Source organism: Thiomicrorhabdus chilensis DSM 12352, from assembly GCF_000483485.1.
In the GTDB taxonomy this organism is placed as follows: Bacteria; Pseudomonadota; Gammaproteobacteria; order Thiomicrospirales; family Thiomicrospiraceae; genus Thiomicrorhabdus; species Thiomicrorhabdus chilensis.
Window position 1 is genome coordinate 1839511 of sequence record NZ_KI519609.1, and the last position, 26453, is coordinate 1865963.

The following is a 26453-nucleotide window of genomic DNA, read 5'->3' on the forward strand; positions in this document are numbered from 1 at the left end:
GAATTCTTAATGATTGACGACTGAGAAGACCTATCCGATCTTTTGGTTTCAGCCGTCAAATTAACCACTTAAATTAATTGTGGGAATTATCTACAAACCCGTTACAGGTGTAAACACTTTTCTCCACGCATCACGCCAACAGTACCGGAACGCACGGTTTCCAAAATAAGGCCCGGATCCAACGCGTCGATAAACGCATCCAGCTTCTTACTTTCTCCCACCATCTGCACAGTATAGGTGCTTGCGGTAACATCAATGATGTCACCGCGGAAGATATCCGCCAAACGCTTATACTCTTCACGCGCCTCACCGATGGCATTGAGTTTGATTAACATGAGTTCACGCTCAATATGCGCGCCTTCGGTTAAATCCAATACCTTAACCACATCAATCAGACGATTCAGGTGTTTGACGATCTGCTCGATCTGTTGCTCGGTACCACTGGTGACCAAGGTCAGGCGAGACAAGGATTCATCTTCAGTCGGCGCGACCGTTAAGGCATGAATGTTATAGCCTCTGGCAGAGAACAATCCCGACACACGCGACAAGGCACCCGATTCATTTTCTATTAACATTGAAATTACATGTTTCATCGAGACACCCCTACACCAAAATCATTTCGTTCAAGCCTGCACCGGCCGGAATCATCGGATAGACGTTTTCCTGCTGATCGGTAATGATATCGATAAACACGAAACGATCTTTATTTTTGTCCGAAAACGCTTCTTCCAACTGAGCCTTCATGGTTTTAGGGTCTTCGATACGCATGCCAACGTGACCATAGGATTCCGCCAACTTCACAAAGTCTGGCAAAGACTCCATGTAAGACATGGAATAACGACGCTCATAGAAGAACTCCTGCCACTGACGAACCATGCCCAAGAAACCATTGTTCAGACAGACCACCTTAACCGGCAACCCATACTGCAGACAGGTCGAAAGTTCCTGAATGTTCATCTGGATTGAACCTTCACCGGTCACGCAGATAACGGTGGCATCCGGGAAGGCCATTTGCGCCCCCATGGCTGCCGGCAAACCGAAGCCCATGGTGCCTAAGCCGCCTGAATTGATCCAGCGACGTGGCTTGTCAAACGGATAGTACTGCGCGGCAAACATCTGGTGTTGCCCGACATCGGAAGCCACATAAGCGTCACCATTAGTGACTTCCCATACTGCTTCCATCGCCGCCTGAGGCTTGATTTTTGAACCTGCGGTATCGTAACGCAGACATTTGGTGGCACGCCACTGTTCAATCTGTTGCCACCACTCCGCCAAGGCTTCTTCGTCAACCTTCTGCTTGGTCTTGTCCAAAATAGCATTCATTTCGGTCAACACTTGCTTAACCGGTCCGACGATCGGAATGTCGACGATCACGTTTTTAGAAATCGACGCAGGGTCGATGTCGACATGAACAATTTTTGCATCCGGGCAGAACTTTTCCAAATTACCGGTCACACGATCGTCAAAACGCGCACCGATGGCAATAATCACATCACTATGATGCATCGATAAGTTCGCTTCATAGGTTCCGTGCATGCCCAGCATGCCTACCGACTGTTTGTCGGAAGCCGGAAATGCCCCCAAGCCCATCAAGGTCTGGGTAATCGGAAATCCTAACTTATGCGTCAACTTGATTAATTCCTCAGAAGCGTCACCCAAGATTACACCGCCACCGGTGTATAAAATAGGTCGCTTAGCGGAAAGCATCATTTCCACAGCTTTTTTAATTTGTCCACTATGGCCCTTAGTTACAGGTAAATAGGAGCGCATCTCAACTTCTTGTGGATAAACATAGGTGCTTTTGGCGTTTTGGATATCTTTTGGAATGTCGATCACAACTGGGCCTGGTCGGCCCGTTGTTGCCAAATAAAACGCTTTTTTGAGCGTACTGGCAAGCTCATCAACACTCTTGACCAAGAAGTTGTGTTTTACGATTGGTCTTGTAATCCCTACGGTATCAATCTCCTGGAATGCATCCAAGCCGATCAGTGCGGTTGGCACCTGACCGGTAATGCATACCATCGGAATCGAATCCATATAGGCGGTTGCGATTCCGGTCACGGCATTGGTTGCACCGGGACCCGACGTTACAAGCACCACTCCTGGTTTACCTGTAGAGCGCGCATAGCCGTCTGCAGCATGCACTGCAGCCTGTTCGTGACGCACCAAAATATGGCTTAATTTTTTAGCGTCCGTATCCAGGGCATCGTAGATAGGCAAAACTGCTCCACCCGGATACCCCCATATATGCTCTACTCCCTCGTCCTCGAGATAATTTACGAGGATCTGGGCACCAGTCATTTCCACAACAATGGTCCTCCAAATAAAACTTAACAAACCCAACCCGACAAAACCCTTTAAAAACAAAGGGAAAACGAATTGAATCGCAAGCTATAAACGTTTCAAATACCCGCCCAAGTTTGATGACGGGAAAAGGCGTAATTATATAAAATTTTGAGTTGCTTTAGAACTCTAAGGGGCGCTTTTTTAGACATTTTTGCCAAAATAAACCCCACGGAGCGACCCTAAAGAGAAACTTTACGAAAAAAGTAAAATTCCTACAGGCGAGATGGAAGGTTAAATTTCCGATTTGAATAGATGCTCACGATAATGTTTGAGTTCACCGATGGATTCCAAGATGTCGGCCAACGCCAAGTGCGCGCCGCTTTTTTGATGCCCTTGATAAACTTTCGGTGCCCAGCGTCTCGCGAGCTCTTTCAAGGTGCTGACATCCAGATTACGGTAATGGAAAAAAGCCTCCAGAGCCGGCATCTGCTCGACCATGAAGCGTCGATCCTGACAGATGCTGTTGCCACACATCGGCGATTTTCCGGCAGGTACGTACTGTTTCAAAAAATCGAGGGTTTGCTGTTCGGCTTGTTGCATCGTGATGCCACTTTCCTGGACGCGTTTGGTCAAACCGGAATTCCCATGATGCGTGGTACACCACTCATCCATCGAATCCAGATCAGTCTGTTCGGTTTGCACCGCAATGACCGGCCCCTCTGCCAAGATGTTCAATTCGCTGTCGGTCACGACTGTGGCGATTTCGATAATTCGATGAGTCTTGGGGTCCAAACCGGTCATTTCCAGATCAATCCAAATTAAATTTTTATCCGACTTCATAAATCTTTCTCTTTTCACTTACAATATCGGCTATCTTAACCCATAAAAGACTCAACCAAAAACAAGAAAGGGAACCATGAACTGGATTACGCAACTGTTTCTGACCGCCTTGATTTTAAACCTGCTGATTGAAGCCTGGCTAAACATCAAAAACCAATTTCACATTGGCAAACACCGTGACAAAGTCCCCGAGGAATTTGAGCAAGCGGTCACGCTAGAGGCTCATCAAAAGGCGGCCGATTACAGTCGAGCCAAACTTCAACTTGGTCGTTTTGGCCTGTTTTACGATGCGGCCATCCTGGTTTTCATGACGATTGGCGGCGGCTTTCAGGATCTCTACAATCTCTGGTTGAACACCCAACTCGACCCTATCTGGCGCGATACCGGTTTTCTGCTGTCGACCTTGTGGTTCCTGTCGTTATTGCACCTGCCATTTTCGATCATCAGCACGTTCAAAATCGAATCCGACTTTGGTTTCAACAAAACCACCGCCGGCAAGTTCATCAGCGACCTGGTCAAGCAATGGTTACTGATGCTGGCTTTAGGCTTGCCGCTCATCTGGGTGATTCTATCAATCATGAACGCCTATTTTGAACAGGCCTGGTGGTTTTACACCTGGGTGGTGTGGATGGCTTTCCAATTGGTGATCATGTGGGCCTACCCAAAGTGGATTGCGCCAATTTTCAACAAATTCACCCCCCTAGAAGATGAGGCTATGCAAACCCGCATCAATAACCTGCTGGAGCGCACCGGATTTGAATCAAACGGCATCTTCGTGATGGACGGCTCGTCGCGTTCAGGTCACGGCAACGCCTACTTTACCGGTTTCGGTAAAAACAAACGCATCGTCTTTTTTGACACTCTTTTAGAAAAGCTCTCACCAGAAGAAGTCGAGGCTGTGTTGGCTCACGAGCTTGGCCACTTCAAACACGGACACATCAAACAACGCCTGCTTGAAAGCACCCTGCTGAGTTTAGCCGGCTTGGCATTACTGGGCTGGCTGGCGCAACAGCCGGAATTTTATGCGGGGCTTGGAATGGCCACGCAAACACCAGCCGCGGCACTGTTACTGTTTATGACTGCCGTGCCCACCCTGTTTTTCTTTTTAGGACCACTTAGCGCCATCAAAAGCCGCAAACATGAATTTGAAGCCGATGCTTTCGCCGCTAAACACGTCGGAGCGCACCATTTGGTTTCGGCACTGCTTAAGATGTACCGTGACAACGCCAGCACCCTGACTCCAGATCCAAATTATTCGGCCTATCATGACAGTCACCCGCCGGCTAAGATCCGCATCGACCACTTGAATTCATTACCCGTCAACGCCCAAGAAGTTTCATTGGAGGTTAAAAAATGACAACGGCTAACAACGTAATCCACGAACTGGTGAACCAACATTGTGAAGAGATTCCTAAAGGCAGCAAAGCACTGATCATTCCCAGCATCGAAAGTAACCTAAGCCAATTACATGAATGGGAAGCCCCGCTTGATTATTCCAAAATCAGCAAGACTTACAGCTTTAAAAACTACCACCAGACCATTGCCTTTGTAAATGCCGTGACCTGGATTTCAAATCGAGAAGACCATCACCCCGAAGTCTGTTTTGGCTACAACCAATGCACCGTGACCCTGACGACACATAATGCCAAAGGGCTGACCATGAACGATATGATCATGGCCGCTAAAATCGACGCCTTGCTGGACTAACTGAATCCATATGGCCAAGCGCAAACTCACCACCCAACAAAAACGCCGCGTCAGTGGCAAACGCCAGAAATCATCTCTGGAACAGAATCGTGCCAGAGAGCTGGATGATAAAAGCCTGCTGGGTGAAGAACAGACAGGCCTGGTCATTACCAGTTTCGGTAAACGCGTGCTTGTTGAAGGTGAAGACGGTGAAAAGCATAACTGTGCCATACGCCAACACCTAGGCAAACTGGTGGCCGGCGACCGCGTCATCTGGCAAAGCGATATGGAAGCCAACAGTGGTGTAGTGGTGAGTGTGTTACCACGTTCGCACGAACTAAGCCGTCCGGGGTTTCGTGGTCAAACCCGCATGGTGGCCGCCAATATCGATTTTATCGGCGTGGTCACTCCAGTGGTACCGGGAATCCATCCCGATATGATTGACCGCTATCTAGTGGCGGCCCAACAGCTTGACATTCCCGTTGTGATTATCATCAACAAAGTCGATTTATTGCAATCCGATGACGAATGGGAAGCCGTTGCCGAGCTGCTTGAACCTTATGATGAGATGGGAATTGAACTGGTGGCCGCGTCCTGCGTCTCACAGGAAGGCTTAAACGACCTAAGAGCGATCATGTCGAACAAAAACTCAGTTTTCGTCGGCCCTTCCGGTGCCGGAAAGTCGTCTCTGATCAACGCATTGATTCCCGATTTGGACATCCGCACCGGAGAGCTTTCAGACGCTTCCGGTTTAGGCAAGCACACCACAACCAACAGTATCTTGTACCATCTTCCAGAATCGACTCCCGGGCTGGACGACGGCGGGAATCTGATCGACTCACCGGGCGTACGTCAATTCAGTCCCATGCCTTGCAGCCTGGCGGAATTGGAATCGATGTACCCTGATTTTGCACCGTTTCTTGGACAGTGTAAGTTCAATAACTGCACACACACGATCGAACCTCAATGCGCCATTAAAGCGGCGGTTGAAAACGGTGACATTGCCTATTCACGTTACCAAAGCTTCCAACGCCTTAGAGAGGAGTTTAAAGCGCAAATCCAGGCGGATTCCAACTAAATCGACTTGATTTAGGCCAAACACAAAATGAACAGGCCTGTCCCGAGCCGACAACATAAGCTGGAAAGGACTGATTCTCTGTTTTATTTCGACCCTTTAAGTTTGTTGACTGGTGAACCACACCGACACACCATAAAGCAACAAGGTCGCCCCCATGATGGCCGCCACCCAAAACAGAAACACCCAAGCGATGTGCGTGGGTTTGTTAACCAGGCGTAATACGAACCAACTGATGATCGTCATCACAACGACTAAAATCCATAATCGAAACAAATCATTCTCCCAATGCGTTATTTATCGTAGCTATAAAAACCTAGCTTTTGTGCCGCAAAACTTTCCGGCTTGACACTCTCCTAAACATTAAACGTCACTTTATCAAAGGTTGAGTCAAAAGCTTATGGTTTTATTCACAATTCCGCCCTTTTTTAAGGATTACTCAAGGTTTCTATCTTGACTAAACAGGGCTTTTCGTTTGTAATTGCACCCAGGGTTAAACCCGAGTTTTTTATCAAGTGCTTTAGGAGAGTACATTATGAAAAAAGTAATCATTGCACTAGCGACTGCTGGTCTAGTTTCTTTCGGTGCTGCGGCACAAGCTGGTGATGCAGCTGCAGGTCAAGGTGCTTATGCAACTTGTGTTGGTTGTCACGGTGCTGCCGGTGAAGGCGGAGTAGGTCCTAAACTAGCTGGTCAGCCAGCTGCGGACATCGCTGCTAAACTGCACAAGTACAAAGCGGGTGAGCAAGTAGGTCCTATGACTTCTATGATGGCTCCAATGGCTGCTGGTCTTTCTGACGCAGACATCGAAAACATCGCTGCTTACACTGCTTCTCTATAATTTAACATAGAGTTTCAGCGACATGCCGCCCACAGGTTCTACCTTGGGCGGTTTTTTTTTGTAAATTTCCCAAGCTTAGGCAAGCTCGCACTTGACCCTAACGCCATCTTCGATTTTAATGATGGGCGATTAACTAAATAACTCACGGGTACAGAATAATGAAAAAATTACTTGTTGCAGCAATGACTACTGGTGTATTGATGAGCGCCTCAGCACATGCCATTGAAGAGCCTGCTAAGGCCAAAACCTGCGTTGGTTGCCACGGTGCCGATGGTAACAGCATGGTTCCGAACTTTCCTAAACTGGCCGGACAACACGCCAGCTACCTTGAAAAACAACTGAAAGATTTCCGTGATGGCTTCCGTAAGGATGCAACCATGGTGCCTTTTGCCAAAGGCCTAAGCGACCAGGAAATCAAAGACCTGGCCGCCTATTACGCAGCGCAAACGGCCAAGTAATCTTGCTTTCAGGCTTCAGCAAAACGGGCAGGCCTGCTTAGGAAGCTCTGATTGAATCATAGGTTCCTTAGTTTGATGCAATAAAAAAGGCACTCAATTGAGTGCCTTTTTTATATCTGTTGTCCCGTCCTGAAATAGGTTGACACATTGGAGACCTATCCATGGACATTCCGCATAGAAAAAGAACCCAACGTGATTACACTCTAGGCTTTAAATTATCCGTTGTAGAACAAGTAGAAAAAGGCACGTTTACCTACAAGCAAGCTCAAAAACATTACGGCATCCAAGGCCGTAGTACTGTATTAACCTGGTTGAGAAAACATGGTAATCTGGACTGGACAAAACTCCATAAGGAACCGACCGTGTCAAAACCCCAATCCAAGACTGCCCCCGAAACCCCAGCACAAGCCATCAAACGTCTAGAGCGCCAGCTATCAGACGAACAGCTCAAAAATAGCATTCTAAATGAAATGGTCGATCTTCTGGATAGTCAGTACGGAACGCAGCTCAGAAAAAAGCACTTAGCCAAACAATTGAAAAAAGACGGCAACAAAAAAGAGTCAGTCTAACGCACCTGTGCCAATTGTTTGGCTTATCAAGACAAGCCTATTACCAAGCTAAGACTCGAGATGAAAAGCGCTATGAGCAATGGCAACGCATAGAAAGTATTGTGCTGGATATTAGAAGAAAACTACCACGACTCGGCACGAGAAAGCTTTATCATCATATTAAAGACACACTGGAATCACTCGATATTAAAATAGGCCGAGATGGCCTATTTAGCTGCTTACGCAGCTTGGGTCTGTTAGTGAAACCCACAAAGAGTTACATCAAAACAACCTATAGTAAACACTGGATGAAAAAGCATCCCAACCTTTACGTTGAGCCAAACTTAACGCAACCTGAACAAGTGTTTGTCAGCGACATCACCTATGTAGAAAGTGAACAAGGCATTCACTACCTGTCATTAGTAACGGATGCCTACTCACGCAAGATCGTTGGACATAAGCTCAGCCACGATATGAAAGCTGACAATATGGTTCAAGCCTTTGAACAATCCGTAAAAGGTAAAGACTATAAAAACCAGCTCATCCACCACTCAGACAGAGGCTCACAATACTGCTCAGAGCGTTATCAATCGAGCTTAAGAAAACATGGTGTCAGGCCATCGATGACCGATGGCTATGACTGCTATCAAAATGCACTTGCCGAGCGAGTGAACGGAATTTTAAAGCAAGAGTTTTTACTGTATAAATGTAAAACCTTTAACGAACTTAAAATCCTGATTGACGAATCAGTAAGGCTTTATAATGAATACAGACCGCACCTGAGTCTTGGAATGAAAACGCCAGAAGAAGTGCACAAAAAAGGCCAGTTACTTACGTAACTGACCTTATTTAAAACCGTCAACGTATTTTAGGACGGGACATGTTACTAAAACCGTTTACAGTAACACCTTCTCAATACCGCCCGCTTCGAGCTTGGCTAGGAATTCTTTATTCCATTTGTCGCCGTAACGGTTTTTCATTAGCTCCACCACGATGTAATCGGTATCCATCCCGGTATTGTCGGCATAACGCCCCAGCCCTTGCTGGCAAGCAGGACAGGAGGTCAACACCTTGACGCTGCCATCTGAAATCTTGTCTTTTCCAGTCAGATCAATCAAACCCTGTTTGAGTTCGGCTTCTTTCCTAAAACGCAACTGACGGGCAATATCTGGACGTGCCGTGGCCATGGTTCCCGCCTCGCTGCAACAGCGGTCACTAAACTGAACTTCCGACTGCAACAGATCCTTGGCCACTTGCGTGCCATCCATCTGCTTCATAGGATCATGACACGGCGCATGATAAAGGTATTGCTTGCCAGTCGCCCCTTCCAGCCCCATGCCCTTTTCAGTCAAGAACTCATGAATATCCAGCAGACGACAACCTGGGAAAATACGCTCGAACTCATATTTGGTCAACTGATCGTAACAGGTACCGCAAGAGACGATCACCGTTTTAATATCCATGTAGTTCAATGTATTGGCGACACGATGGAACAAGGCACGGTTCTCCGTCGTGATTTGCGAGCTGGTTTGCGCCAGACCCGCTGCCGCTTGAGGATAACCACAGCAAAGATAACCTGGTGGCAATATGGTTTGCACCCCTGCATCGTACAACGATGAAATGGTCGCCAGGCCAATGTCGCTGAACAGACGCTCAGAACCACACCCAGGGAAATAAAAGACCGCTTCGGAATCTTCGGTAGTTTTCGCCGGATCGCGCACAATCGGAATCTGGGTCGCATCTTCCAGACCCAGTACATTGCGGTAACTGCTTTGGTTTGGACCGGTATCCAAAGGTTTGCGTACAAAGTTGATTACCTGCAATTGTACCGAAGCCGGTTGACTGGAACTGGCTGGCAAGACTTTTTTGCGGCCAACCAGGCCTGTCCATTTTGCCAATTTGTGCCCCAAGGTAATGGCTATTGAGCCCCAACCAATCATGGTTTTGCGTAACACTTTGATGGTCATGGGATTTTTGGTGTTCAGGAACAGTAGCGCGGCTTTCACCATCAGGCTGTTCTTTTTCTGTCCCATATTGGTCAGAATCGTCCGCATGCGGATCGACACGTCGCCGAAATCGATGTCCACCGGACATGGCGCTTCGCACTTGTGACAAGTGGTACAGTGGTCAGCCACATCGTTCATGGCATCGAAATGATGCAAGGAGATACCACGCCGTGTCTGCTCTTCATACAGGAAAGCCTCGATGACCTGACCCGTCGCCAAAATCTTATTGCGTGGCGAGTACAGCAAGTTTGCCCGTGGGATATGCGTCTGACAGACCGGTTTACACTTACCGCAACGTAAACAATCCTTGATGTCATTATTCAGCTCATCCAGCTCGGTCGCTTCCAGAATCAACGCCTCTTGCTGAACCAATTGCAATGACGGCGTATAGGCCTTCTGCAAACCGGAACCGGGCATCAACTTACCTCGGTTGAAATGGCCTTGAGGATCGATTTTTTGCTTATACTGAACAAAATCGGCGATTTTGTCGGCTTCCAGGTATTGGAATTTGGTCAAACCGATTCCGTGTTCACCGGAAATGACCCCACCCAGTCGGTGCGCGATATCCATAATACGATCCACTACCTTATCGGCAAGGTGGATCATTTCATAGTTATTGGAATGCACCGGAATATTGGTATGGATATTACCGTCGCCGGCATGCATATGCAGTGCCACAAACAAACGTGCGTTGCGCAGTTCAAAATGCAACTCCTTAAGTTTCTTGTGCAAAGGCTCAAAATCATGACCCATGAACGTTTCTTTAAGGAACTCCAACACTTCCTGACGATAAGAAACCGTCAAATCGCGGCGCAGCAGCAGGTTGATCACTTGGTCACCTTCACGGACTTTGTCGGCCACACCAGCAGGGTACAGATTCAAATGCTGCTCGGCTGGCGTGTCCAAATGTGCCAAAATGGATGACCAACGCTGCTTGACCTGACTGAGGTGGCTTTTAGTCGCCTCAACCTTGCCCTTAAAGTAACTGGTCGGTCCTTTACTGTCCTCAAAATCGTCTTCCTGACTGAACTCCTTGATCGGTGATGAGAAGTAATCACTCAGTGAATCCAGAATATCCAATTTATTTTGAATCGACAATTCGATATTGATGCGTTCAATCTCATTGTTGTAATCATTCAAACGCTCAAGCGGAATCACCACATCTTCATTGATTTTAAAGGCGTTGGTATGTGCAGAGATGGCAGCGGTGCGCGAACGATCCGACCAGAAACGTTTACGCGCCTCTTCGGAAACGGCAATAAACCCCTCTGCATCGCGTTTATTGGCAAGTTCGACAATCTCACTACAGGTATTGGCGACTTCAAAACCGTTTTCACCACAAATATCGGCGAGCAGAATCATTTTCGGCAAACCTTTACGGTTGGCCTTAGTGTTGTATTTCACCGCCTTGATGTAACGCTCATCCAAGTGTTCGAGACCGGCCAAAAGGATGCCTTGCTGCTTTTTGCTTTCAATGAAATCGGTAATTTCAACAATCGCCGGCACGGCTAGACTCAGATCGGTACCGAAAAACTCCAGACAGACGGTACGTGTATGGCTCGGCATGCGATGCACAACAAAACGCGCCGACGTGATAATACCGTCACAGCCCTCTTTTTGAACCCCTGGCAAACCGCTTAAAAACTTGTCCGTTACATCCTTACCCAATCCCGCTTTACGGAAAGCGGAGCCAGGCATATCCAGGCGAACCGGCGAATCAATTTTGGTTACGCCATCCATCTCATAGCGTTGCATCTCAAAGCTGACCAGTTTCTGGTCTTGAAGTTTGCCTAAATTGTGATTGATGCGGCTTATTTCCAACCAGGTGGCATCCGGCATGACCATTTTCCAGGAAGCCAGATTATCCAAAGTCGTCCCCCACAACACCGCCTTTTTACCGCCGGCATTCATGGCGATGTTACCGCCAATGCAAGAAGCATCCTGTGAAGTGGGATCCACCGCAAACACATAACCAAAACGTTCGGCCTGTTCGGAAACTCGTCGAGTCACAACCCCCGCGCCGGTTTGAATGGTCGGCACCTTGCCGATTCCGGGCAGTTCAGCCTGCTCAACCAGACTCATATACTCGAGCTTTTCAGTATTGATGACCACCGAATCCTGATGCAATGGAATCGCGCCACCGGTATAGCCGGTGCCCCCACCGCGTGGAATCATCGTCAACCCGAGTTCAATGCAGGCATTGACGATATAGGCAATTTCTTCCTCTTTGTCGGGCGACACCACCACCAAGGGCAACTCCACACGCCAGTCGGTGGCATCAGTGGCATGCGACACTCGAGCCAGTCCGCCAAAATCGATATTGTCATTACGCGTGAATTTCGAGAGTTTTTTCTTAACTTGCGATCTAAGCTCAATCTGTCTTGGAAACCACTCGGAAAACGAGATCACCGCATCGCGAACCGACAGCAACAGATCCTCGGCCAGCTCATTGCCGTTAAGACGCTGCTCTACCTGTTTCAAACGGTGATTCAAAGCTTTAACCAAAGCATCACGACGTTTTGGGTTTTCAATCAAATCGTCTTGAATATAAGGGTTGCGTGTCACGACCCACATATCCCCCAAGACTTCAAACAGCATGCGTGCAGAACGGCCGGTATTTCTCGAATCACGCAAGGATTCAATGGTTCGCCAACCTGATTCCCCCAGAAATCTCAGCACGATCTCTTTATCTGAAAAAGAGGTGTAGTTATAGGGAATTTCTCGAATGCGTTTAGCCGGATTTGGACTCATAATGCTGTCTAAACTCTTAGTATTGTCAGAATGATGCTTAATTAAATTGGAAACTCAGTGTCTCAAATCAAGAGCCGACTAAGTCCTGCTTTTTTGGGTACGCTTTTTCTTTTTCTTGAACGCAACCGGCTCTCCTTCTTTACGCCGAATACGTTCAGACAATTTATTCTTACGACCCTCAAAGGGGTTAGCCGTGACTTTGTATTCGATGGTCACTGGCGTGCCGACCCATTTGAAGGCTTTACGAAAGACATTGGTCAAATATTTCGTATAAGCTTGAGGCAAGCGATCGACTTGAGTCCCATGGATAATGACTCTCGGTGGATTAAGTCCGCCCAAGTGAGCATAACGTAACTTGACTCGTCTGCCGGAAATCAGCGGCGGCTGATGCTCCAATACCGCCTGCTCAAGAACACGATTCAGGTCGGAGGTAGAAACCCGCTTCATCGCCGCCAGATAGACACTCTTAACGGTCTTGAATAGATCTCCCACGCCAGTACCATGTAAAGCCGAAATCAAATGCTGTTTGGCATAGTCAGCAAACTGCAAGCGGAAACTGAGTTCATGCTTCACTTTCTGGCGCTGATCGGCATCCAAATTGTCCCACTTATTGACCGCCAAAACCAAACCTCGCCCGGATTCAATCGCCAAACCAAGCAGCGTCAAATCCTGATCAGTCAGCCCTTCAGAGCCGTCAATCACCAGAATAACCACATGCGAATCTTCCATCGCCTCAATGGCTTTGACAATACTGAACTTCTCGACTTTTTCCGAGATATTCTTACGTCGGCGCACCCCGGCGGTATCAATCAGTGTATATTCCTGTCCGTCACGCTCAAAAGGCACATAAATACTGTCTCGCGTGGTGCCCGGCATATCAAATGCAACCACCCTCTGCTCACCGATCATACGGTTGATGAGCGTTGATTTACCCACATTGGGACGTCCGATCACGGCCACACGAATGCCTGGATGGTCGTCCAACTCCTGTTCGTTTTCTCCCTCTTTTTGAGGAATCTGATCGAGTACATGGTTGATGCAATTGGCTACATTATCGCCGTGCGCCGAAGAAATCGGCAAAGGATCACCCAGTCCCAACTGATAGAAATCTGATTTTGCCAGATCATGGTCATAACCTTCGGTCTTATTGACCAAAATCTGAACCGTTTTATCAAACTGGCGAATGTATTTAGCGATGACCTCGTCACCATGGGTCAATCCTTGGCGGCCATCCACCAAAAACAAAACTGCATCCGCTTCTTCCAGAGCAGCTTGAACCTGACCGGCCATCAAAGGATCCACGCCCTCTGTCTCGCCGCTCAAGCCACCGGTATCAACAACAATATAGTCAGACTGCCCCACTCGCCCTGTTCCGTACTGGCGATCACGTGTCAACCCGGGATAGTCTGCCACTATGGCGTCCCTTGAGCGAGTCAACCGGTTGAATAATGTTGACTTACCAACATTTGGACGCCCTACCAGGGCGATGACAGGTTTACTCATTATTTATTGGCCTTGCTCAGCGGCGGTCGGTTCCGCTGCGGTTTGAAAAGTGGATAAATCAGAAGGTTCGACCTGATAGCTATTGATGGTGCCGGCATTATCCAACAAGTAGAGTCTATCTCCCTCGACTAATGCTTGAACAACCTGATCTTCGTCACCGTACGCATTACTGTGTTTGACCCGTGCTGAAATGGTGCCATGGGTCTTATTCAACCAATGTAAATACCCAAGCCCATCAATCGCCAAAAGCATATCTTTGTAAACTTTTAAGTCTCTTAAGCTGCGGTATTTCAGACCAACCTGGCTCCATAGCTTGGTACCGTTGGAAAGGTCGTATGCATGCACAATATCATCTTCATCGACCACATAAATCGCCTGATCATCAACAACAAAGTCACGATAACCGGACACATCCTTGGCATAGTAGAGGTTGCCATTCTCAAGGTTCATTGCCACCAACTTGCCGTGATAGCCCAATGCAAACAGGCGATCTTGCTTAATCACCAAGGAAGCCTGAACATCGACCATACGTTCCAAGTCAGTGCGCCCTCTAGGTATGGCAATACGGCTTTCCCACAGAGATTTCCCAGAATCCGCTGACACCGCCTCTACCTTACCGGTCTCCCATCCAATGTAGAGACGAGCCTGATGATAAAGCACGGGGGCTACGCCCCTGAGAGAAAGATTAGGGATTTGATTCTCCGTAACCCAGATAATGCGCCCGTTTGTCGCACTCAAGGCATAGAGGCGGCCGTCCACAGTGCGAGTGAAGAGTTTCTGTTCAGCAACCACAGCTCGACCCACCACCTCACTAGATAGCTGCGTCTGCCAGACTACGTCTCCCGACTCACTGGAAAGTGCAATCACTTTCCCCTTGGCCGTACCGATAATCAGGTGATTCTGATCAAGAACAGGGCCGGAAACAATCTTTTCAGAAAGCTGAATTTGCCACAGTACCTGATCTGTCCAGCGTGACTGGTTCTCCTTGGCAAAGGCCGAGACCAAGCCCTGAACATCGGCCGCAAAAACCATTTCTTTGTTTTGTGCGATATTCAAGCCTTTCTCTTCAAAGGCACGCATCTCATTGAGTTGTACCTGCCAATTTCTCTCAATCTGCAACGGAGAATCCAGCGGTGTCAAACTGGCTGGCACTCTGACCACTTTTGAAGAGGAACACGCGGTCAAACCGAGTGCCAAGAAAATCAATGAAGCGCCGCGTAAAAAATTCACTGCATGCATCCTATATAAAAACTAAAACCATCAATCCGTAAAAATTGATTTAGTGAGGTAAATCATCCAATTGAATCTGAGCAATCCCTTGTAAGGTCTTGGATGCATCAGGATTATTGACCACCTTTCGAAACCCGTCTGCCGCGTCAGACAGATTGGCCTGACCCAGTGCAATTAATCCAGAGACATAATCCATACCGGCCTTTTCTGCGGGTAAAAGAGATTCCTTGTTCACCTGATTAAGTACACCTTGTGCGCTTGAAAACTCTTGTTTGTCGGCCAACAATCTTGCCAAACGTAGAGTCGCTACTTGCTTGATTGAATCGTCCTGTGCATGGCTACGAACCCATTCAAGATGCTGTTTAGCCGTATCAAACTCACCTTTTTCATAACTGTACTTCGCCAGCATCATCGCAGCGGCTGCGGCGTAAGGACTCTCGGGCTGTTCTTGAATCAGCTTCAACCCTTCTCGGGAAACCTCACCATACGTACCCTGCTGTAAATTCATCTGCATCACTTCAAACAGTGCGGAAGCATTCATGGACTTGACTTGATTTTGATGATTCCAATAACGCCAACCGGAGAAAGCCACCGCAATAACCAAAAGCCCCGTTAATAACTGAGTGCCGTTCTTTTTCCACCAAGATTTGATTGCTTCAACCTGTTCTTCTTCCGTTTCATAACGACTCATAATTATGAATTCCCTATTCGATTGTTAAATTCTGTTCAATGATTATAATTCGTTTCAAATTAATGAATTAATCGAAACGAGCCTGCAAATAAGCGGCCAGCCCATCCCATGACACCAAGGTTTGTTCGGCATCCTCTCTGAGCGGTTTTACGGCAACTTGTTGGTTCTCGACTTCCTGATCACCTAAAACGATTGCATAGCGCGCATCGGATTTGTCGGCTTTCTTAAACTGGCTTTTGAAACTTCCGCCACCGCAATTCATCTGCACCTTCAAATCCGGCAAAGCTTCTCGTAGCATTTCAGAAATGACCAGGCCTGGTCTATGTACCTTATCACCCACCAACACCACGTAAATATCCGCTAAGGCTTGTGAAGGAACCAAGGCTTTATCTTGCAACAAAGCCGTTAAACGCTCGATTCCCATCGCAAATCCAACCGCCGGTGTCGGCTTGCCGCCAATTTGCTCGACCAAACTATCATAACGTCCACCCGCACAGACGGTTCCTTGTGCACCAAGCTCTGTGGTAATCCATTCAAAGACCGTACGATTATAATAATCCAAGCCTCGTACCAGGTTGGGATTAACAACATATTCTATGCCTAAATCATCCAAATACGCCTTTAAATTTGCAAAGTGCTCGGCGGATTCGGTGTCCAGATGCTCAATCAATTTTGGAGCCTTGTCGACCACACTCTTCATATCTGGATTTTTAGTATCCAGAATCCTCAAAGGGTTCGATTCCAGGCGTCTTAGACTATCCTCATCCAACTGATCTTTATGCTCGGTAAGATACGCAACCAGCTTGTCTCTATAGGCGCTTCGAGCTTCTTGACTTCCCAGGGAATTAATCTGCAGTTCCAGCTTGTCCAGACCCAGTTTATCCCATAGACGCGCACTCAAGGCAATCAGCTCTGCATCAATGTCCACATCATTTACGCCAAACACTTCAACGCCAAACTGATGAAACTGACGGTACCGACCTTTTTGAGGACGCTCATAACGGAACATTGGGCCACTGTAGTACAGCTTCTGAATCTGATTATGGATCAAACCGTTTTGGATCATGGCGCGTACACATCCGGCCGTTCCTTCGGGACGCAAAGTGAGGCTGTCTCCATTACGATCTTCGAAGGTATACATTTCCTTCTCAACGATGTCGGTCACCTCACCGATGGAACGCGCAAAAAGCTCTGTTTTTTCAACAATCGGTAAGCGGATAGATTGAAAACCATACTGTTGTAAAGTCTGTTGAGCTTGGGTGAGCAAGTAATCAAACGCTTCTACTTCTGAACCATAAAGGTCATTCATACCACGAATGGCTGAAATCTGTTTTCCCATAAGTTTTTAAACTCTTTGTAATTTTTAATAGCAGGTGAAATGGCTGATCACAATGTTCAAACAGGCGAAAAATCGACCCTAAAACGACATCCAGACCGCAATACCGGCCGCTGCCAGTATGACCAAAATTAATATAAATCGCCCAACACTCATAAAGAGTGCAGGCTTGGGCTCCACAAACTGAAAACGTTTCATCGATTTCAGTTGACTGCCCACTGGCTGTGCGCTGGGGAAATAGGTCTCATAAAGACTCTCATCAAGTTCCAACAAGCCCATGTAATTACGTAGATAGCCTCTTTCAAAAGGGCTCAGCTCAGCCAGATTCAATTCCGCATCTTCAAGGTTTTCCAATTGTTCGACTGACAAGTTGAGGCTTTTCGCCGCTTCTTCCACACTGAGATGCCTGGCTTTTCGAGTTTTGCTCAGCAACTCATTCAATGGCACTTCGACATTCTCTTGTTCAGTCATTCTCAATCCTTGTTAATTGCAGTCAGGGCTAATCTTTGAAGTCTACCCGGTGAACGGTTCGTTTAGTACGGTCCTTAACCTTTCCGGCCAACTGACCGCAAGCCGCATCAATGTCCTCTCCACGGGTTTTTCGAACAGTGCAGTTTAGACCGGCATCGGTCAATTTCTGTTGAAAGCGATGAATGGCATTATTGGAGGAACGCACATACTCGGTATTTGGAAACGGATTAAAGGGAATCAAGTTGATTTTGCAAGGCAGATCCCCAAGCAGCTCAATCAACTGATCAGCATGTTCCGGCAGGTCATTGACCTTATCCAACATCACATACTCAACCGTTACATGTTTTTTACTGTGTCCGCCTTCGACAAAACGTTGCAAAGCCGGCATCAACTCCTCAAGGGGATACTTTTGGTTGAGCGGCACTAAAATATCCCGCAAAGGATTATTGGGCGCATGCAATGAAATCGCCAGGCTGACATCCACCTCTTCCTTGATTTTATCAATCGCAGGAACCACACCGGCCGTACTGATTGTGACTCGACGTTTTGAAAGGCCATATGCATAATCATCCATCAAAATACGGGCAACCGGGAAAACATGCGTGACATTGAGCAATGGTTCTCCCATACCCATAAACACCACATTGGAAATCTTGCGTTCCTCTTTGGGTTTGCAACCCAAAGCTTTATTGGCGACCCACATCTGAGCGATGATTTCCCAGTTTTCAAGATTGCGATTAAAGCCTTGTTGACCAGTAGAGCAAAAACGACACTCCAAGGCACACCCAACTTGGGATGAGATACACAAAGTACCTCGACTCTTTTCCGGGATAAAAACAGTTTCAATGCAATTATGGTTATCGACTTCCAATAACCATTTGATGGTGCCGTCATCCGAATGTTGTTCCGAGACAATTTTTGGTGTCCTTACCTGAGCAACCGCTTTCAAATTCTCACGAAGCGCTTTGCTCAAATTCGTCATTTCATCAAACTCACTGACACCGTGCTGATGAATCCATTTCATCACTTGGGAAGCGCGAAAAGGCTTTTCACCAATCTGCGTAAAAAACGCCTCCATAGCAGCCCTGTCCATTCCGAGCAGGTCGACCTTTTCCGTTATTTCCATTGTCACTCTTAACTTACTCTTTTATTTTGCGCGGACACAGTTCTGTCTGGCTGAAAAAAAAGCCTATTTCTCTAGCGGCGCTCTCTGACGAATCCGAACCATGCACCGAATTTTCGCGCACGCAATTGGCAAAATCGGCGCGAATGCTTCCTTCAGCCGCTTTCTTAGGATCCGTTACCCCCATGATCTCACGATTCTTCAAAATCGCATTCTCACCTTCCAGCACTTGCACCACCAAAGGTCCGGAAATCATAAAGCCAATCAAAGGCTCGTAAAATTCGCGGCCTTTATGTTCCTGATAAAATGCTTCCGCCTGTTCTCGAGTCAACTGCAGCATTTTACAGGCGACAATACGTAACCCGTTATCTTCAAAGCGTTTCTGAATCACACCAATTAGATTTCGAGATACGGCATCCGGCTTAATAATTGAAAAAGTCCGTTCCATTTGCTTTCCCTTTAAAAACAGTCGCATTATTCTATCAATTATTCAAACAGACTGCATAAAAACAAAACCCCGGCATTGGCCGGGGTCTCAGTTGTGTACTGTCTTTTCTTGAGAGATCGAATTAGACAGTAAAGGATTCACCACAACCACAACTATCCTTGACTTTCGGATTCTTAAAATCAAACCCTTCATTTAAAAGACTTTCTTTTACATAATCAACTTCCATGCCGTCAATATTCTCTAAACTTTTGGGATCGACAACCACTTTGACGCCAAAACTTTCAAAAACAACATCGTCAGGACCTATCTCATCAGCATAATCCACCACGTAGGAAAAACCGGCACATCCGCTGACTTTGGTCGCCACTCTTAAACCTAGACCAGAACCTCGTTTAGAGATCATTGTTTTAACACGTTGCGCTGCTGCTTCCGTTAAAGTAACGGCCATATTCACTCCTTTACCTTTTAACCGAATTTCACTTCTTTTAGAACATCACGTTCCCTGTCCATCAGGGATTGCAAATTAATGTCCTTTAAAAAAGAATCAATTAAAACACTTAAATCATTCCAAAGCTCATGCGAAAGGCATTGCTCCCCACCATGGCAATTGGCTTTACCGGCACATTTTCGGGCATCAATAATCTCGTCCACAGCATGAATGATTTGACTGATTGAAATCTCTTCGGCAGGCCTGCTCAATCGGTACCCGCCACCCGGGCCTCTCGCGCTGGACACCAAATCGGCCTTCTTGAGTTTGGCAAACAATTGCTCAAGATAAGACAGCGAAATCCCCTGGCGCTCTGAAATCAGAGCGAGTGTAATTGGACCATTACTTTGGTTCAAAGCAATGTCAATCATGGCAGTTACCGCGTAACGTCCTTTCGAAGTCAGTTTCATTATTTTATTCCCATTCTAAACGGATGGATAAAGTATATAATAACCAACCAAATAACTCAACTATTGAAATAAACTCATCTTATCCCGCTATCCACTTTTATTATTTCCATCATTTTCAGGGTTCAAACCTGACTTCAAGTGTGCCGCCTGTTCAGGGTCATCCGGCTCAAGGACGGCATCATCCAATTTCGGCATATGCATATCTATAGACTCCCCACCCAGCTTTTGAAGCTCTAAAGCCATTTTTTCCAGCTTTTCATCCTGCACCTGAATATGATCCAACAAACTGTAGATCGCTTTCTCAACCGGATCTGCCGCGTCCTGCTTCATGCCGTAAGCATCAAACCCTATTTTCTGAGCCATCTTAGCCCGTCGCTGCTGGGCTTCGCTCTTGTCCTGCTCCACAATTCTGCCAGGTATGCCCACAACCGTGCGGCCATTCGGAACTGCCTTGAGAACCACGGCATTTGAACCGATACGCGCATCACTGCCAATCTTAATCGGCCCTAGAACTTTTGCACCGGCGCCAACCACAACCCTATCTCCCAGGGTTGGATGGCGTTGACCTTTTTGCCACGTAGTTCCCCCCAAAGTCACACCATGATACAAAGTACAGTCATCACCGATGACGGCCGTTTCACCAATCACCACCCCCATGCCATGATCGATAAAAAAACGTTCACCGATTTTACAGGCGGGATGGATTTCAATACCCGTAAACCAACGTGATAAACTTGAAATAAATCGAGCCAGCCATTTCAGACCCTTACCCCAGAACCAGTGGGCAACCCGATACCACAAAATAGCATGTAAACCGGGGTAAGTCGTCAACACCTCAAAGGTATTTCTCGCGGCTGGATCACGCTCGAACACACAATTAATATCCGATCTCAATCGTTTGAACACACTCATTCCTCTCGTTGATTGGCATAAGCCTGGCGTTGCGCGGCGGTTAAAATTCCTCGCAAAATATCTATCTCTTTCACATCCAGCTGCGTGCGGTTAAACAACCTGCGCATGCGCCTCATAAAACGTGCGTTTTTGGCTGGATCCAAAAACTCAATATCCTGTAATGCCTGATAAAGATGATCATAAAAACCCTCTAACTGCTCGGTCGAAGCCAATTTATGACGATAACCTTTGCTGTGAAGACGTTCAATATCCGTTGCCATTAAACACTCATAAGCAAAAACCTGAACCGCCGCACCCAAATTCAAAGAGCTGTATTCGGGGTTGGTCGGGATGTGCGCCAGATAATGGCATTTATCGAGTTCGGAGTTACTCAATCCGGAGTCCTCGCGTCCAAACACCAGAGCCACATCCCCTTCATCCGAAGTGGTTATGGCCAATTCTGCAGTTTGACGAACATCCAGCTGCGGCCAGGCCACCTTTCTCAAGCGTGCACTGGCTCCAACCACCAGTTTTGCTCCATGCACCGCCTCGTCAAGTGTCTCCACCACCTTGGCGGAATTGAGTACATCGGCAGCGCTCGACGCCCTTACCGAAGCAATCTGACTGGGGAATTCTTTAGGGCTGACCAGTACCAAACGTGTCAGCCCCATGTTTTTCATGGCCCTTGCCACACTGCCGATATTACCCGGGTGCGAGGTCTCAATCAGTACAATCCGGATTTTTGACAAGTTTTTGTGTGACGCATAATCTTCAATCATTGTGTTTTTCCGTTATAATTCTCTTTCTTTTCCATGGGTATTTTAGCGTTTTGCTAACCACTTTTTGGCTCTAACCGATTTTAACGATTAAACCCGCACCAACACAGGAATTCACTATGCACCCGTTACTCAATATTGCAAGCATTGCCGCTCGACAGGCCGGCAGCAAAATCCTTCACCATTTAGAGAATATTGATCGTCTTAATATTGAACACAAAGGCAAGAATGACTATGTGAGCGAGGTGGACAAAGAAGCCGAAGAAATTATTATACAGACGATTAAAAAATATTATCCGGATCATGCCATCTTAGCCGAAGAGAGCGGTAAAACCGTTGTAAAATCAAAAAAATCGGATTATGAATGGATCATCGACCCTCTTGACGGCACCACCAATTTCCTACATCAGTTTCCCCAATTTAGTGTTTCTATCGCCGTAAAAGAAAAAGGGCGATTGATGCATGGCGTGATTTTTGACCCAGTTCGCGACGAAATGTTTTCCGCTACCCGAGGCAGCGGCGCCAAACTCAACAATTACCGCATCCGCACCAGCGAGCAAAAAACACTCGACAATGCCCTATTGGCCACCGGCTTCCCCTACCATGACTTCAGTTATTTGGATAGCTATCTCAACAGCCTGAAAAGCTTCATGCAATCCACCGCCGGAGTTCGTAGAGCCGGCTCAGCCGCATTGGATCTGGCTTATGTCGCATGTGGCCGGGTTGACGGATTCTGGGAGTTTAATCTCAAACCTTGGGACATTGCAGCAGGCGCACTGATCGCCCAGGAAGCCGGCGCGTTGGTGACCGACTTCATGGGCTCCGAACACTATCTGGAAAGCGGCAACATACTGGTTGCCAACCCCAAACTTTACAAAGAAATGGCGCAAACCATCTCCAAAACCATTCCAGAAGAACTTCGTAAATAAACCTGACTAAAAACTTAAATTCTAAGTAGCCGAATCAGAGGGTGCAGGACATTAAAACCGCATCCTCTTTAGCTTCGACAAGTTCTCCGCTGACCTCATCCCACTCCTGGCATCGGTAATAATTGACACGCACGCCATCACGATTGAAGCCGAAAGATTCATACAAAGAAATGGCCGGTTGGTTCGACACCCTCACTTCCAATAGCAACAACGTAAAGCCACTTTCTTTCAATTTGGATTGCAAGCTATGCAACGCCATTCTCGCAACGCCCTGCTTTTGATATTTTGGAGCAACACATAAGTTTAGAATATGCGCTTCATCCAGCACCGTGAGAACACAAACATAGCCCAAAGCAGTACCTTCGGCATCGCAAAAAACATAATTCAATCCTTGATCCAGACTGTTTTCAAAGCCTTTTTTGCTCCACGGGAAATCGTAGGCTTGTTGTTCAACGTCCAGAACCCAGTTCAAATCGCCTTCATGCATGGCGCGCAGATAACTAAAGACTGTCATAAAATCAACGCTACGGAGAAACGGCCAACTTCAAAGCGGCTTGATAAAAGGATTTTTTGGCATAAGGATCGGACAGCATGTTTTCCAGAGAATCCACTTCCAGAAGCTGAACACCTTCGGAAAGCATCTCCGACAAAGGGTGATCCGCAACCTGCATACTCAAAACCGATTCGGCCCCCAAACCAATGATCTCCTCTACAATCGCAAATAAAGCCTCATCCGAAATCAGGGTATCGGTATCAAAAAAATGAACCTGCTCTTCGGACCAATTAAGCGCCTGACAGATATTCCGCCAGAGCTGCCATTCCATTCGGGAATCATCCTCCCAAATCGCATTTAAACCACTGCCAAGCAACACAACCTGCAAGGTGCCGTGCTCGACAAGACTCGAAGCACCAGTGTGAAGAACCTTGGATTCGGTTAAGGTCCCACCTTCGGATGAAGCCGAGGATTCAACGAACTCAGACACGGTCTCTTGGTTAGGAAGCTGCACCGGTTGAACTTCAACGGATTTATCAAGGTTTGATGCATCGCCCCCTTGAAGAGCATCGTAAGATGCGGCCTTTTTAAAATAAGCAGACCTGCTTGCCCACTGAGTTACACCCAACTGTGTAAGCAGGTCGGCTGAAAGTCTTGGCGCTGTCATTGCATGCTTATCCGACACCCCAATCAAACCGGCGATTGGGGATGGGCCTTGGTACTTGACTGGAGCTTATTGAGCGCATTGATATAGGCTCTGGCCGAAGCCGTGACAATATCCGTATCCGCGCCCTGCCCATTGACGATACGACCTGCCAATTCCAAACGTACCGTGGTTTCACCCATTGAATCGGTGCCATTGGTCACGTTGCTTACAGAATACAACTCCAACGTCACGCCGGAATGAACCAACTTTTCAATGGCCTTAAAGGTAGCGTCCACCACCCCACCACCATCGGCAACCGCAGTGACTTCGTTCCCATTCATCCACAGGGTCACTTCGGCATGGGGCTTTTCACCCGTTTCGGTCGAAACCTTCAGCGAAACAAGACGATACGTTTCGTTTTCAACACGCTGAGCGGAATTATCCGTCACCAGGGCTTGCAAATCTTCATCGTAAATTTCGTGTTTTCGATCCGCCAGCTCCTTAAAACCGACAAAGGCATCGTTCAGCTCCTGCTCGGTCTCAAAGGTAATACCGAGTTCTTCCAAACGCGAGCGGAAAGCATTTCGCCCGGAGTGTTTGCCCAACACCATCTTATTGGTGGTCCAGCCCACATCCTCGGCACGCATAATTTCATAAGTTTCCCGATGTTTGAGAACCCCATCTTGGTGGATGCCCGACTCGTGCGAGAAGGCATTTGCCCCAACGATCGCTTTATTGGGCTGAACCGCGAAACCGGTAATATTGGACACCAGTCTAGAGGAGGCCAAAATCTCACGGGTATTGATGCGCGTGTCCACATCAAAAATATCCTGTCGGGTTTTCACCGCCATGACCACCTCTTCCAAAGCCGTGTTACCGGCGCGTTCTCCCAAGCCATTGATGGTGCATTCGATTTGGCGCGCGCCATTGCGCACGGCGGCCAAAGAGTTTGCCGCCGCCAAACCAAGGTCGTTATGACAATGGGCAGAAAAAATCGCCTTATCTGAATTTGGAATACGCTCAATCAAACTCTTGAACAACTGACCAAACTGATGCGGCACATTGTAACCGACGGTATCCGGGATATTAATAGTGGTGGCACCGGCGTCGATCGCCGCTTCAATGACACGGCATAAGAAATCAACATCAGAACGCCCCGCATCCTCCGGTGAAAACTCGACATCATCGGTGAAGTTGCGCGCTTTTTTAATGGCCCAGACGGCTCTCTCCACCACCTGGTCCGGCGTCATTCGCAGCTTTTTTTCCATATGAATCGGAGAAGTGGCGATAAAGGTATGAATTCGCCCTGAATTGGCGGGTTTGATCGCCTCACCGGCACGAACGATGTCACTTTCCACCGCACGCGCAAGACCACAAATGGTACTGTCCTTGATCACGGACGCAACTGCCTTGACCGATTCAAAATCTCCTTCGCTGGCAGCAGGAAAACCCGCCTCAATAACATCCACCTGCAGCTTCTCTAGCTGCTTGGCGATGCGAACCTTTTCTTCCTTGGTCATTGAAGCGCCGGGGCTTTGCTCACCATCACGCAAGGTGGTATCAAAAATAACTAAATGATCTTTCATGACTTTTCTCTATCTTGCTTGTTAAAAGCCGTTTCATCGACCTCTTTAACGGTAGAAACCGTCTCTTCTTTTTTATGCTGTTTACGCAGGCTTCGCGTTTTACGCAGACCAATCAAAGTCAGAACCGGACCGGAGAGCGCATAAAACAAAAATATCAGAAATAAAATCATGGCTGGCTTAAGGGTGATCACCACCAACACCAAAACCACCAACAATAGGGTTACGAAAGGCACCTTATCTTTCAGATTCAGCTCTTTAAATGAGCTGAAACGCACATTGCTCACCATCAGAATACCGGTTGCCAGGGTAAGCAACATGGCCACCATTGATTCCAAGCCGGTCTGAATTTGATTGCTTTCCACCATCCAGACCAGGCCTGCCAATAAGGCCGCCGCCGCCGGGCTGGGCAATCCTTGAAAATAACGTTTATCGGCAATGCCCACCTGCGTGTTAAAACGCGCCAAGCGCAAAGCGGCCGCTACGGTATAAATAAAGGCCACCAGCCAGCCCAGCTTTTCAAAGTCTTGCAACGCCCATTGATAAACCAGCAAAGCGGGCGCCAGACCAAAAGACACCATATCGGCCAAGCTATCGTATTCTGCGCCAAATGCACTACAGGAATTGGTCATGCGCGCCACACGACCATCCAACCCATCAAAAATCATAGCCACAAAAATCGCAATGGCTCCGGCTTCGAAATGGCCTTGCATTCCCGCTATTACCGCATAAAATCCGGCAAACAGCGCGGCCGTTGTCATTAAGTTTGGCAGCAGGTAAATGCCGCGTTCAAATGGTTTCATACAACTCACTTTTAAATATTAGGCTGAATTTCACTGAGTATTTTAGCAATATGCGCTTTGCATAAACATCTTTCTCACTTCAGCACTTCAAAAACGGCTTAAACATTCTTGTTAATACACGGTCATGCACTTGATAAAGCCT

27 protein-coding genes are annotated in these 26453 nt (G+C 47.4%); 7 read left to right on the plus strand and 20 right to left on the minus strand.

The window, feature by feature from the left end; translation table 11 throughout:
• Positions 1 to 101 precede the first annotated feature (101 nt).
• The 3 genes from ilvN to orn all read right to left on the minus strand — a co-directional run bounded on the left by ilvN (position 102) and on the right by orn (position 3126).
• Positions 102 to 593 (minus strand): acetolactate synthase small subunit, encoded by a 492-nt coding sequence (gene ilvN, locus B076_RS0108810; RefSeq protein ID WP_028486982.1) that lies wholly within the window; start codon positions 591 to 593, stop codon positions 102 to 104.
• A gap of 10 nt (positions 594 to 603) precedes the next feature.
• Positions 604 to 2307 (minus strand): acetolactate synthase 3 large subunit, encoded by a 1704-nt coding sequence (locus B076_RS0108815; RefSeq protein WP_028486983.1) that lies wholly within the window; start codon positions 2305 to 2307, stop codon positions 604 to 606.
• 270 nt (positions 2308 to 2577) lie between these two features.
• Positions 2578 to 3126, minus strand: coding sequence for an oligoribonuclease (orn, locus tag B076_RS0108820; RefSeq protein ID WP_028486984.1), 549 nt, complete (start codon positions 3124 to 3126; stop codon positions 2578 to 2580).
• A gap of 76 nt (positions 3127 to 3202) precedes the next feature.
• On the opposite strand from orn, the gene B076_RS12580 reads away from it, so the two are divergent.
• From B076_RS12580 to rsgA, 3 genes are read left to right on the plus strand one after another with little or no spacing between them, the layout of a single operon-like run.
• Complete coding sequence (locus B076_RS12580; RefSeq protein WP_051347273.1) at positions 3203 to 4483, plus strand: M48 family metallopeptidase; 1281 nt, start codon at positions 3203 to 3205, stop codon at positions 4481 to 4483.
• Positions 4480 to 4833 carry a 4a-hydroxytetrahydrobiopterin dehydratase gene (locus B076_RS0108830; protein ID WP_028486985.1) on the plus strand — a complete coding sequence of 118 codons (354 nt, stop codon included), beginning with the start codon at positions 4480 to 4482 and terminating at the stop codon, positions 4831 to 4833. The genes B076_RS12580 and B076_RS0108830 overlap by 4 nt, the downstream gene beginning before the upstream one ends.
• Before the next feature lie 10 nt (positions 4834 to 4843).
• A complete protein-coding gene (rsgA, locus tag B076_RS0108835) occupies positions 4844 to 5890 on the plus strand; it encodes a small ribosomal subunit biogenesis GTPase RsgA (RefSeq protein WP_028486986.1) in 1047 nt (348 codons plus the stop codon).
• Between the two features lie 96 nt (positions 5891 to 5986).
• On the opposite strand, the gene B076_RS13310 is transcribed toward rsgA, so the two are convergent.
• A complete protein-coding gene (locus B076_RS13310) occupies positions 5987 to 6163 on the minus strand; it encodes a hypothetical protein (protein ID WP_157753547.1) in 177 nt (58 codons plus the stop codon).
• Positions 6164 to 6422: 259 nt separating this feature from the next.
• Between B076_RS13310 and B076_RS0108845 the strand changes: the two genes are divergently transcribed.
• The 3 genes from B076_RS0108845 (at position 6423) to B076_RS13200 (ending at position 8573) form a co-directional block, all read left to right on the plus strand.
• Positions 6423 to 6728, plus strand: a complete 306-nt coding sequence (locus B076_RS0108845; RefSeq protein WP_028486988.1) for a c-type cytochrome — start codon at positions 6423 to 6425, stop codon at positions 6726 to 6728.
• A gap of 158 nt (positions 6729 to 6886) precedes the next feature.
• Positions 6887 to 7186, plus strand: a complete 300-nt coding sequence (locus B076_RS0108850; RefSeq protein WP_028486989.1) for a c-type cytochrome — start codon at positions 6887 to 6889, stop codon at positions 7184 to 7186.
• A 161-nt stretch (positions 7187 to 7347) separates the two neighbouring features.
• Positions 7348 to 8573 (plus strand): IS3 family transposase gene (locus tag B076_RS13200; protein ID WP_245566346.1). Its coding sequence is split into 2 segments (ribosomal slippage): positions 7348 to 7705 and positions 7705 to 8573, totalling 1227 coding nucleotides; the frame shifts between segments, so codons are not numbered across the junction.
• A 57-nt stretch (positions 8574 to 8630) separates the two neighbouring features.
• Here the strand turns inward: B076_RS13200 and B076_RS0108865 are convergent.
• The 12 genes from B076_RS0108865 to B076_RS0108920 all read right to left on the minus strand — a co-directional run bounded on the left by B076_RS0108865 (position 8631) and on the right by B076_RS0108920 (position 21860).
• Positions 8631 to 12491 carry a DUF3683 domain-containing protein gene (locus B076_RS0108865; protein WP_028486991.1) on the minus strand — a complete coding sequence of 1287 codons (3861 nt, stop codon included), beginning with the start codon at positions 12489 to 12491 and terminating at the stop codon, positions 8631 to 8633.
• A 78-nt stretch (positions 12492 to 12569) separates the two neighbouring features.
• Complete coding sequence (der, locus tag B076_RS0108870) at positions 12570 to 13994, minus strand: ribosome biogenesis GTPase Der (protein ID WP_028486992.1); 1425 nt, start codon at positions 13992 to 13994, stop codon at positions 12570 to 12572.
• Positions 13995 to 13997: 3 nt separating this feature from the next.
• Positions 13998 to 15224, minus strand: a complete 1227-nt coding sequence (bamB, locus tag B076_RS0108875) for an outer membrane protein assembly factor BamB (protein WP_028486993.1) — start codon at positions 15222 to 15224, stop codon at positions 13998 to 14000.
• A 49-nt stretch (positions 15225 to 15273) separates the two neighbouring features.
• Positions 15274 to 15915 (minus strand): YfgM family protein, encoded by a 642-nt coding sequence (locus B076_RS0108880; RefSeq protein WP_028486994.1) that lies wholly within the window; start codon positions 15913 to 15915, stop codon positions 15274 to 15276.
• A 67-nt stretch (positions 15916 to 15982) separates the two neighbouring features.
• Positions 15983 to 17254, minus strand: a complete 1272-nt coding sequence (gene hisS, locus B076_RS0108885; protein WP_028486995.1) for a histidine--tRNA ligase — start codon at positions 17252 to 17254, stop codon at positions 15983 to 15985.
• Positions 17255 to 17332: 78 nt separating this feature from the next.
• A complete protein-coding gene (locus tag B076_RS0108890; protein ID WP_028486996.1) occupies positions 17333 to 17722 on the minus strand; it encodes a helix-turn-helix domain-containing protein in 390 nt (129 codons plus the stop codon).
• Positions 17723 to 17750: 28 nt separating this feature from the next.
• The gene (rlmN, locus tag B076_RS0108895) at positions 17751 to 18848 is read right to left on the minus strand and encodes a 23S rRNA (adenine(2503)-C(2))-methyltransferase RlmN (protein ID WP_038150515.1); all 1098 of its coding nucleotides are present in this window, start codon (positions 18846 to 18848) and stop codon (positions 17751 to 17753) included.
• A 13-nt stretch (positions 18849 to 18861) separates the two neighbouring features.
• Positions 18862 to 19293, minus strand: coding sequence for a nucleoside-diphosphate kinase (gene ndk / locus B076_RS0108900; RefSeq protein ID WP_028486998.1), 432 nt, complete (start codon positions 19291 to 19293; stop codon positions 18862 to 18864).
• A 121-nt stretch (positions 19294 to 19414) separates the two neighbouring features.
• On the minus strand, positions 19415 to 19741 hold the full coding sequence (locus tag B076_RS0108905) for a HesB/IscA family protein (RefSeq protein WP_028486999.1): 327 nt from the start codon (positions 19739 to 19741) through the stop codon (positions 19415 to 19417).
• Between the two features lie 17 nt (positions 19742 to 19758).
• Positions 19759 to 20190 carry an Rrf2 family transcriptional regulator gene (locus B076_RS0108910; RefSeq protein ID WP_028487000.1) on the minus strand — a complete coding sequence of 144 codons (432 nt, stop codon included), beginning with the start codon at positions 20188 to 20190 and terminating at the stop codon, positions 19759 to 19761.
• Between the two features lie 87 nt (positions 20191 to 20277).
• Positions 20278 to 21096 (minus strand): serine O-acetyltransferase, encoded by an 819-nt coding sequence (cysE, locus tag B076_RS0108915; protein WP_028487001.1) that lies wholly within the window; start codon positions 21094 to 21096, stop codon positions 20278 to 20280.
• Between the two features lie 2 nt (positions 21097 to 21098).
• Positions 21099 to 21860: an RNA methyltransferase gene (locus B076_RS0108920; protein ID WP_028487002.1), complete on the minus strand. Its 762-nt coding sequence runs from the start codon at positions 21858 to 21860 to the stop codon at positions 21099 to 21101.
• 116 nt (positions 21861 to 21976) lie between these two features.
• On the opposite strand from B076_RS0108920, the gene B076_RS0108925 reads away from it, so the two are divergent.
• On the plus strand, positions 21977 to 22786 hold the full coding sequence (locus B076_RS0108925) for an inositol monophosphatase family protein (protein ID WP_028487003.1): 810 nt from the start codon (positions 21977 to 21979) through the stop codon (positions 22784 to 22786).
• Between the two features lie 34 nt (positions 22787 to 22820).
• On the opposite strand, the gene rimI is transcribed toward B076_RS0108925, so the two are convergent.
• The 4 genes from rimI to pssA are packed head-to-tail and all read right to left on the minus strand — an operon-like array spanning position 22821 to position 26311.
• On the minus strand, positions 22821 to 23300 hold the full coding sequence (rimI, locus tag B076_RS12585; RefSeq protein WP_051347274.1) for a ribosomal protein S18-alanine N-acetyltransferase: 480 nt from the start codon (positions 23298 to 23300) through the stop codon (positions 22821 to 22823).
• Between the two features lie 10 nt (positions 23301 to 23310).
• Positions 23311 to 23946 (minus strand): hypothetical protein, encoded by a 636-nt coding sequence (locus B076_RS0108935; protein ID WP_028487005.1) that lies wholly within the window; start codon positions 23944 to 23946, stop codon positions 23311 to 23313.
• 23 nt (positions 23947 to 23969) lie between these two features.
• On the minus strand, positions 23970 to 25511 hold the full coding sequence (locus B076_RS0108940) for a 2-isopropylmalate synthase (protein ID WP_028487006.1): 1542 nt from the start codon (positions 25509 to 25511) through the stop codon (positions 23970 to 23972).
• On the minus strand, positions 25508 to 26311 hold the full coding sequence (gene pssA / locus B076_RS0108945) for a CDP-diacylglycerol--serine O-phosphatidyltransferase (RefSeq protein WP_028487007.1): 804 nt from the start codon (positions 26309 to 26311) through the stop codon (positions 25508 to 25510). The genes B076_RS0108940 and pssA overlap by 4 nt, the downstream gene beginning before the upstream one ends.
• Positions 26312 to 26453 lie beyond the last annotated feature (142 nt).

Bases quoted from the DNA above. Each gene is read 5' to 3' on its own strand.
- ilvN (WP_028486982.1), bottom strand. From the start codon at position 593: ATGAAACATGTAATTTCAATGTTAATAGAAAATGAATCGGGTGCCTTG.
- orn (WP_028486984.1), bottom strand. From the start codon at position 3,126: ATGAAGTCGGATAAAAATTTAATTTGGATTGATCTGGAAATGACCGGT.
- B076_RS12580 (WP_051347273.1), top strand. From the start codon at position 3,203: ATGAACTGGATTACGCAACTGTTTCTGACCGCCTTGATTTTAAACCTG.
- B076_RS0108830 (WP_028486985.1), top strand. From the start codon at position 4,480: ATGACAACGGCTAACAACGTAATCCACGAACTGGTGAACCAACATTGT.
- rsgA (WP_028486986.1), top strand. From the start codon at position 4,844: ATGGCCAAGCGCAAACTCACCACCCAACAAAAACGCCGCGTCAGTGGC.
- B076_RS0108845 (WP_028486988.1), top strand. From the start codon at position 6,423: ATGAAAAAAGTAATCATTGCACTAGCGACTGCTGGTCTAGTTTCTTTC.
- B076_RS0108850 (WP_028486989.1), top strand. From the start codon at position 6,887: ATGAAAAAATTACTTGTTGCAGCAATGACTACTGGTGTATTGATGAGC.
- B076_RS0108865 (WP_028486991.1), bottom strand. From the start codon at position 12,491: ATGAGTCCAAATCCGGCTAAACGCATTCGAGAAATTCCCTATAACTAC.
- der (WP_028486992.1), bottom strand. From the start codon at position 13,994: ATGAGTAAACCTGTCATCGCCCTGGTAGGGCGTCCAAATGTTGGTAAG.
- B076_RS0108880 (WP_028486994.1), bottom strand. From the start codon at position 15,915: ATGAGTCGTTATGAAACGGAAGAAGAACAGGTTGAAGCAATCAAATCT.
- hisS (WP_028486995.1), bottom strand. From the start codon at position 17,254: ATGGGAAAACAGATTTCAGCCATTCGTGGTATGAATGACCTTTATGGT.
- B076_RS0108890 (WP_028486996.1), bottom strand. From the start codon at position 17,722: ATGACTGAACAAGAGAATGTCGAAGTGCCATTGAATGAGTTGCTGAGC.
- rlmN (WP_038150515.1), bottom strand. From the start codon at position 18,848: ATGGAAATAACGGAAAAGGTCGACCTGCTCGGAATGGACAGGGCTGCT.
- ndk (WP_028486998.1), bottom strand. From the start codon at position 19,293: ATGGAACGGACTTTTTCAATTATTAAGCCGGATGCCGTATCTCGAAAT.
- B076_RS0108905 (WP_028486999.1), bottom strand. From the start codon at position 19,741: ATGGCCGTTACTTTAACGGAAGCAGCAGCGCAACGTGTTAAAACAATG.
- B076_RS0108910 (WP_028487000.1), bottom strand. From the start codon at position 20,190: ATGAAACTGACTTCGAAAGGACGTTACGCGGTAACTGCCATGATTGAC.
- B076_RS0108920 (WP_028487002.1), bottom strand. From the start codon at position 21,860: ATGATTGAAGATTATGCGTCACACAAAAACTTGTCAAAAATCCGGATT.
- B076_RS0108925 (WP_028487003.1), top strand. From the start codon at position 21,977: ATGCACCCGTTACTCAATATTGCAAGCATTGCCGCTCGACAGGCCGGC.
- rimI (WP_051347274.1), bottom strand. From the start codon at position 23,300: ATGACAGTCTTTAGTTATCTGCGCGCCATGCATGAAGGCGATTTGAAC.
- B076_RS0108935 (WP_028487005.1), bottom strand. From the start codon at position 23,946: ATGACAGCGCCAAGACTTTCAGCCGACCTGCTTACACAGTTGGGTGTA.
- B076_RS0108940 (WP_028487006.1), bottom strand. From the start codon at position 25,511: ATGAAAGATCATTTAGTTATTTTTGATACCACCTTGCGTGATGGTGAG.
- pssA (WP_028487007.1), bottom strand. From the start codon at position 26,311: ATGAAACCATTTGAACGCGGCATTTACCTGCTGCCAAACTTAATGACA.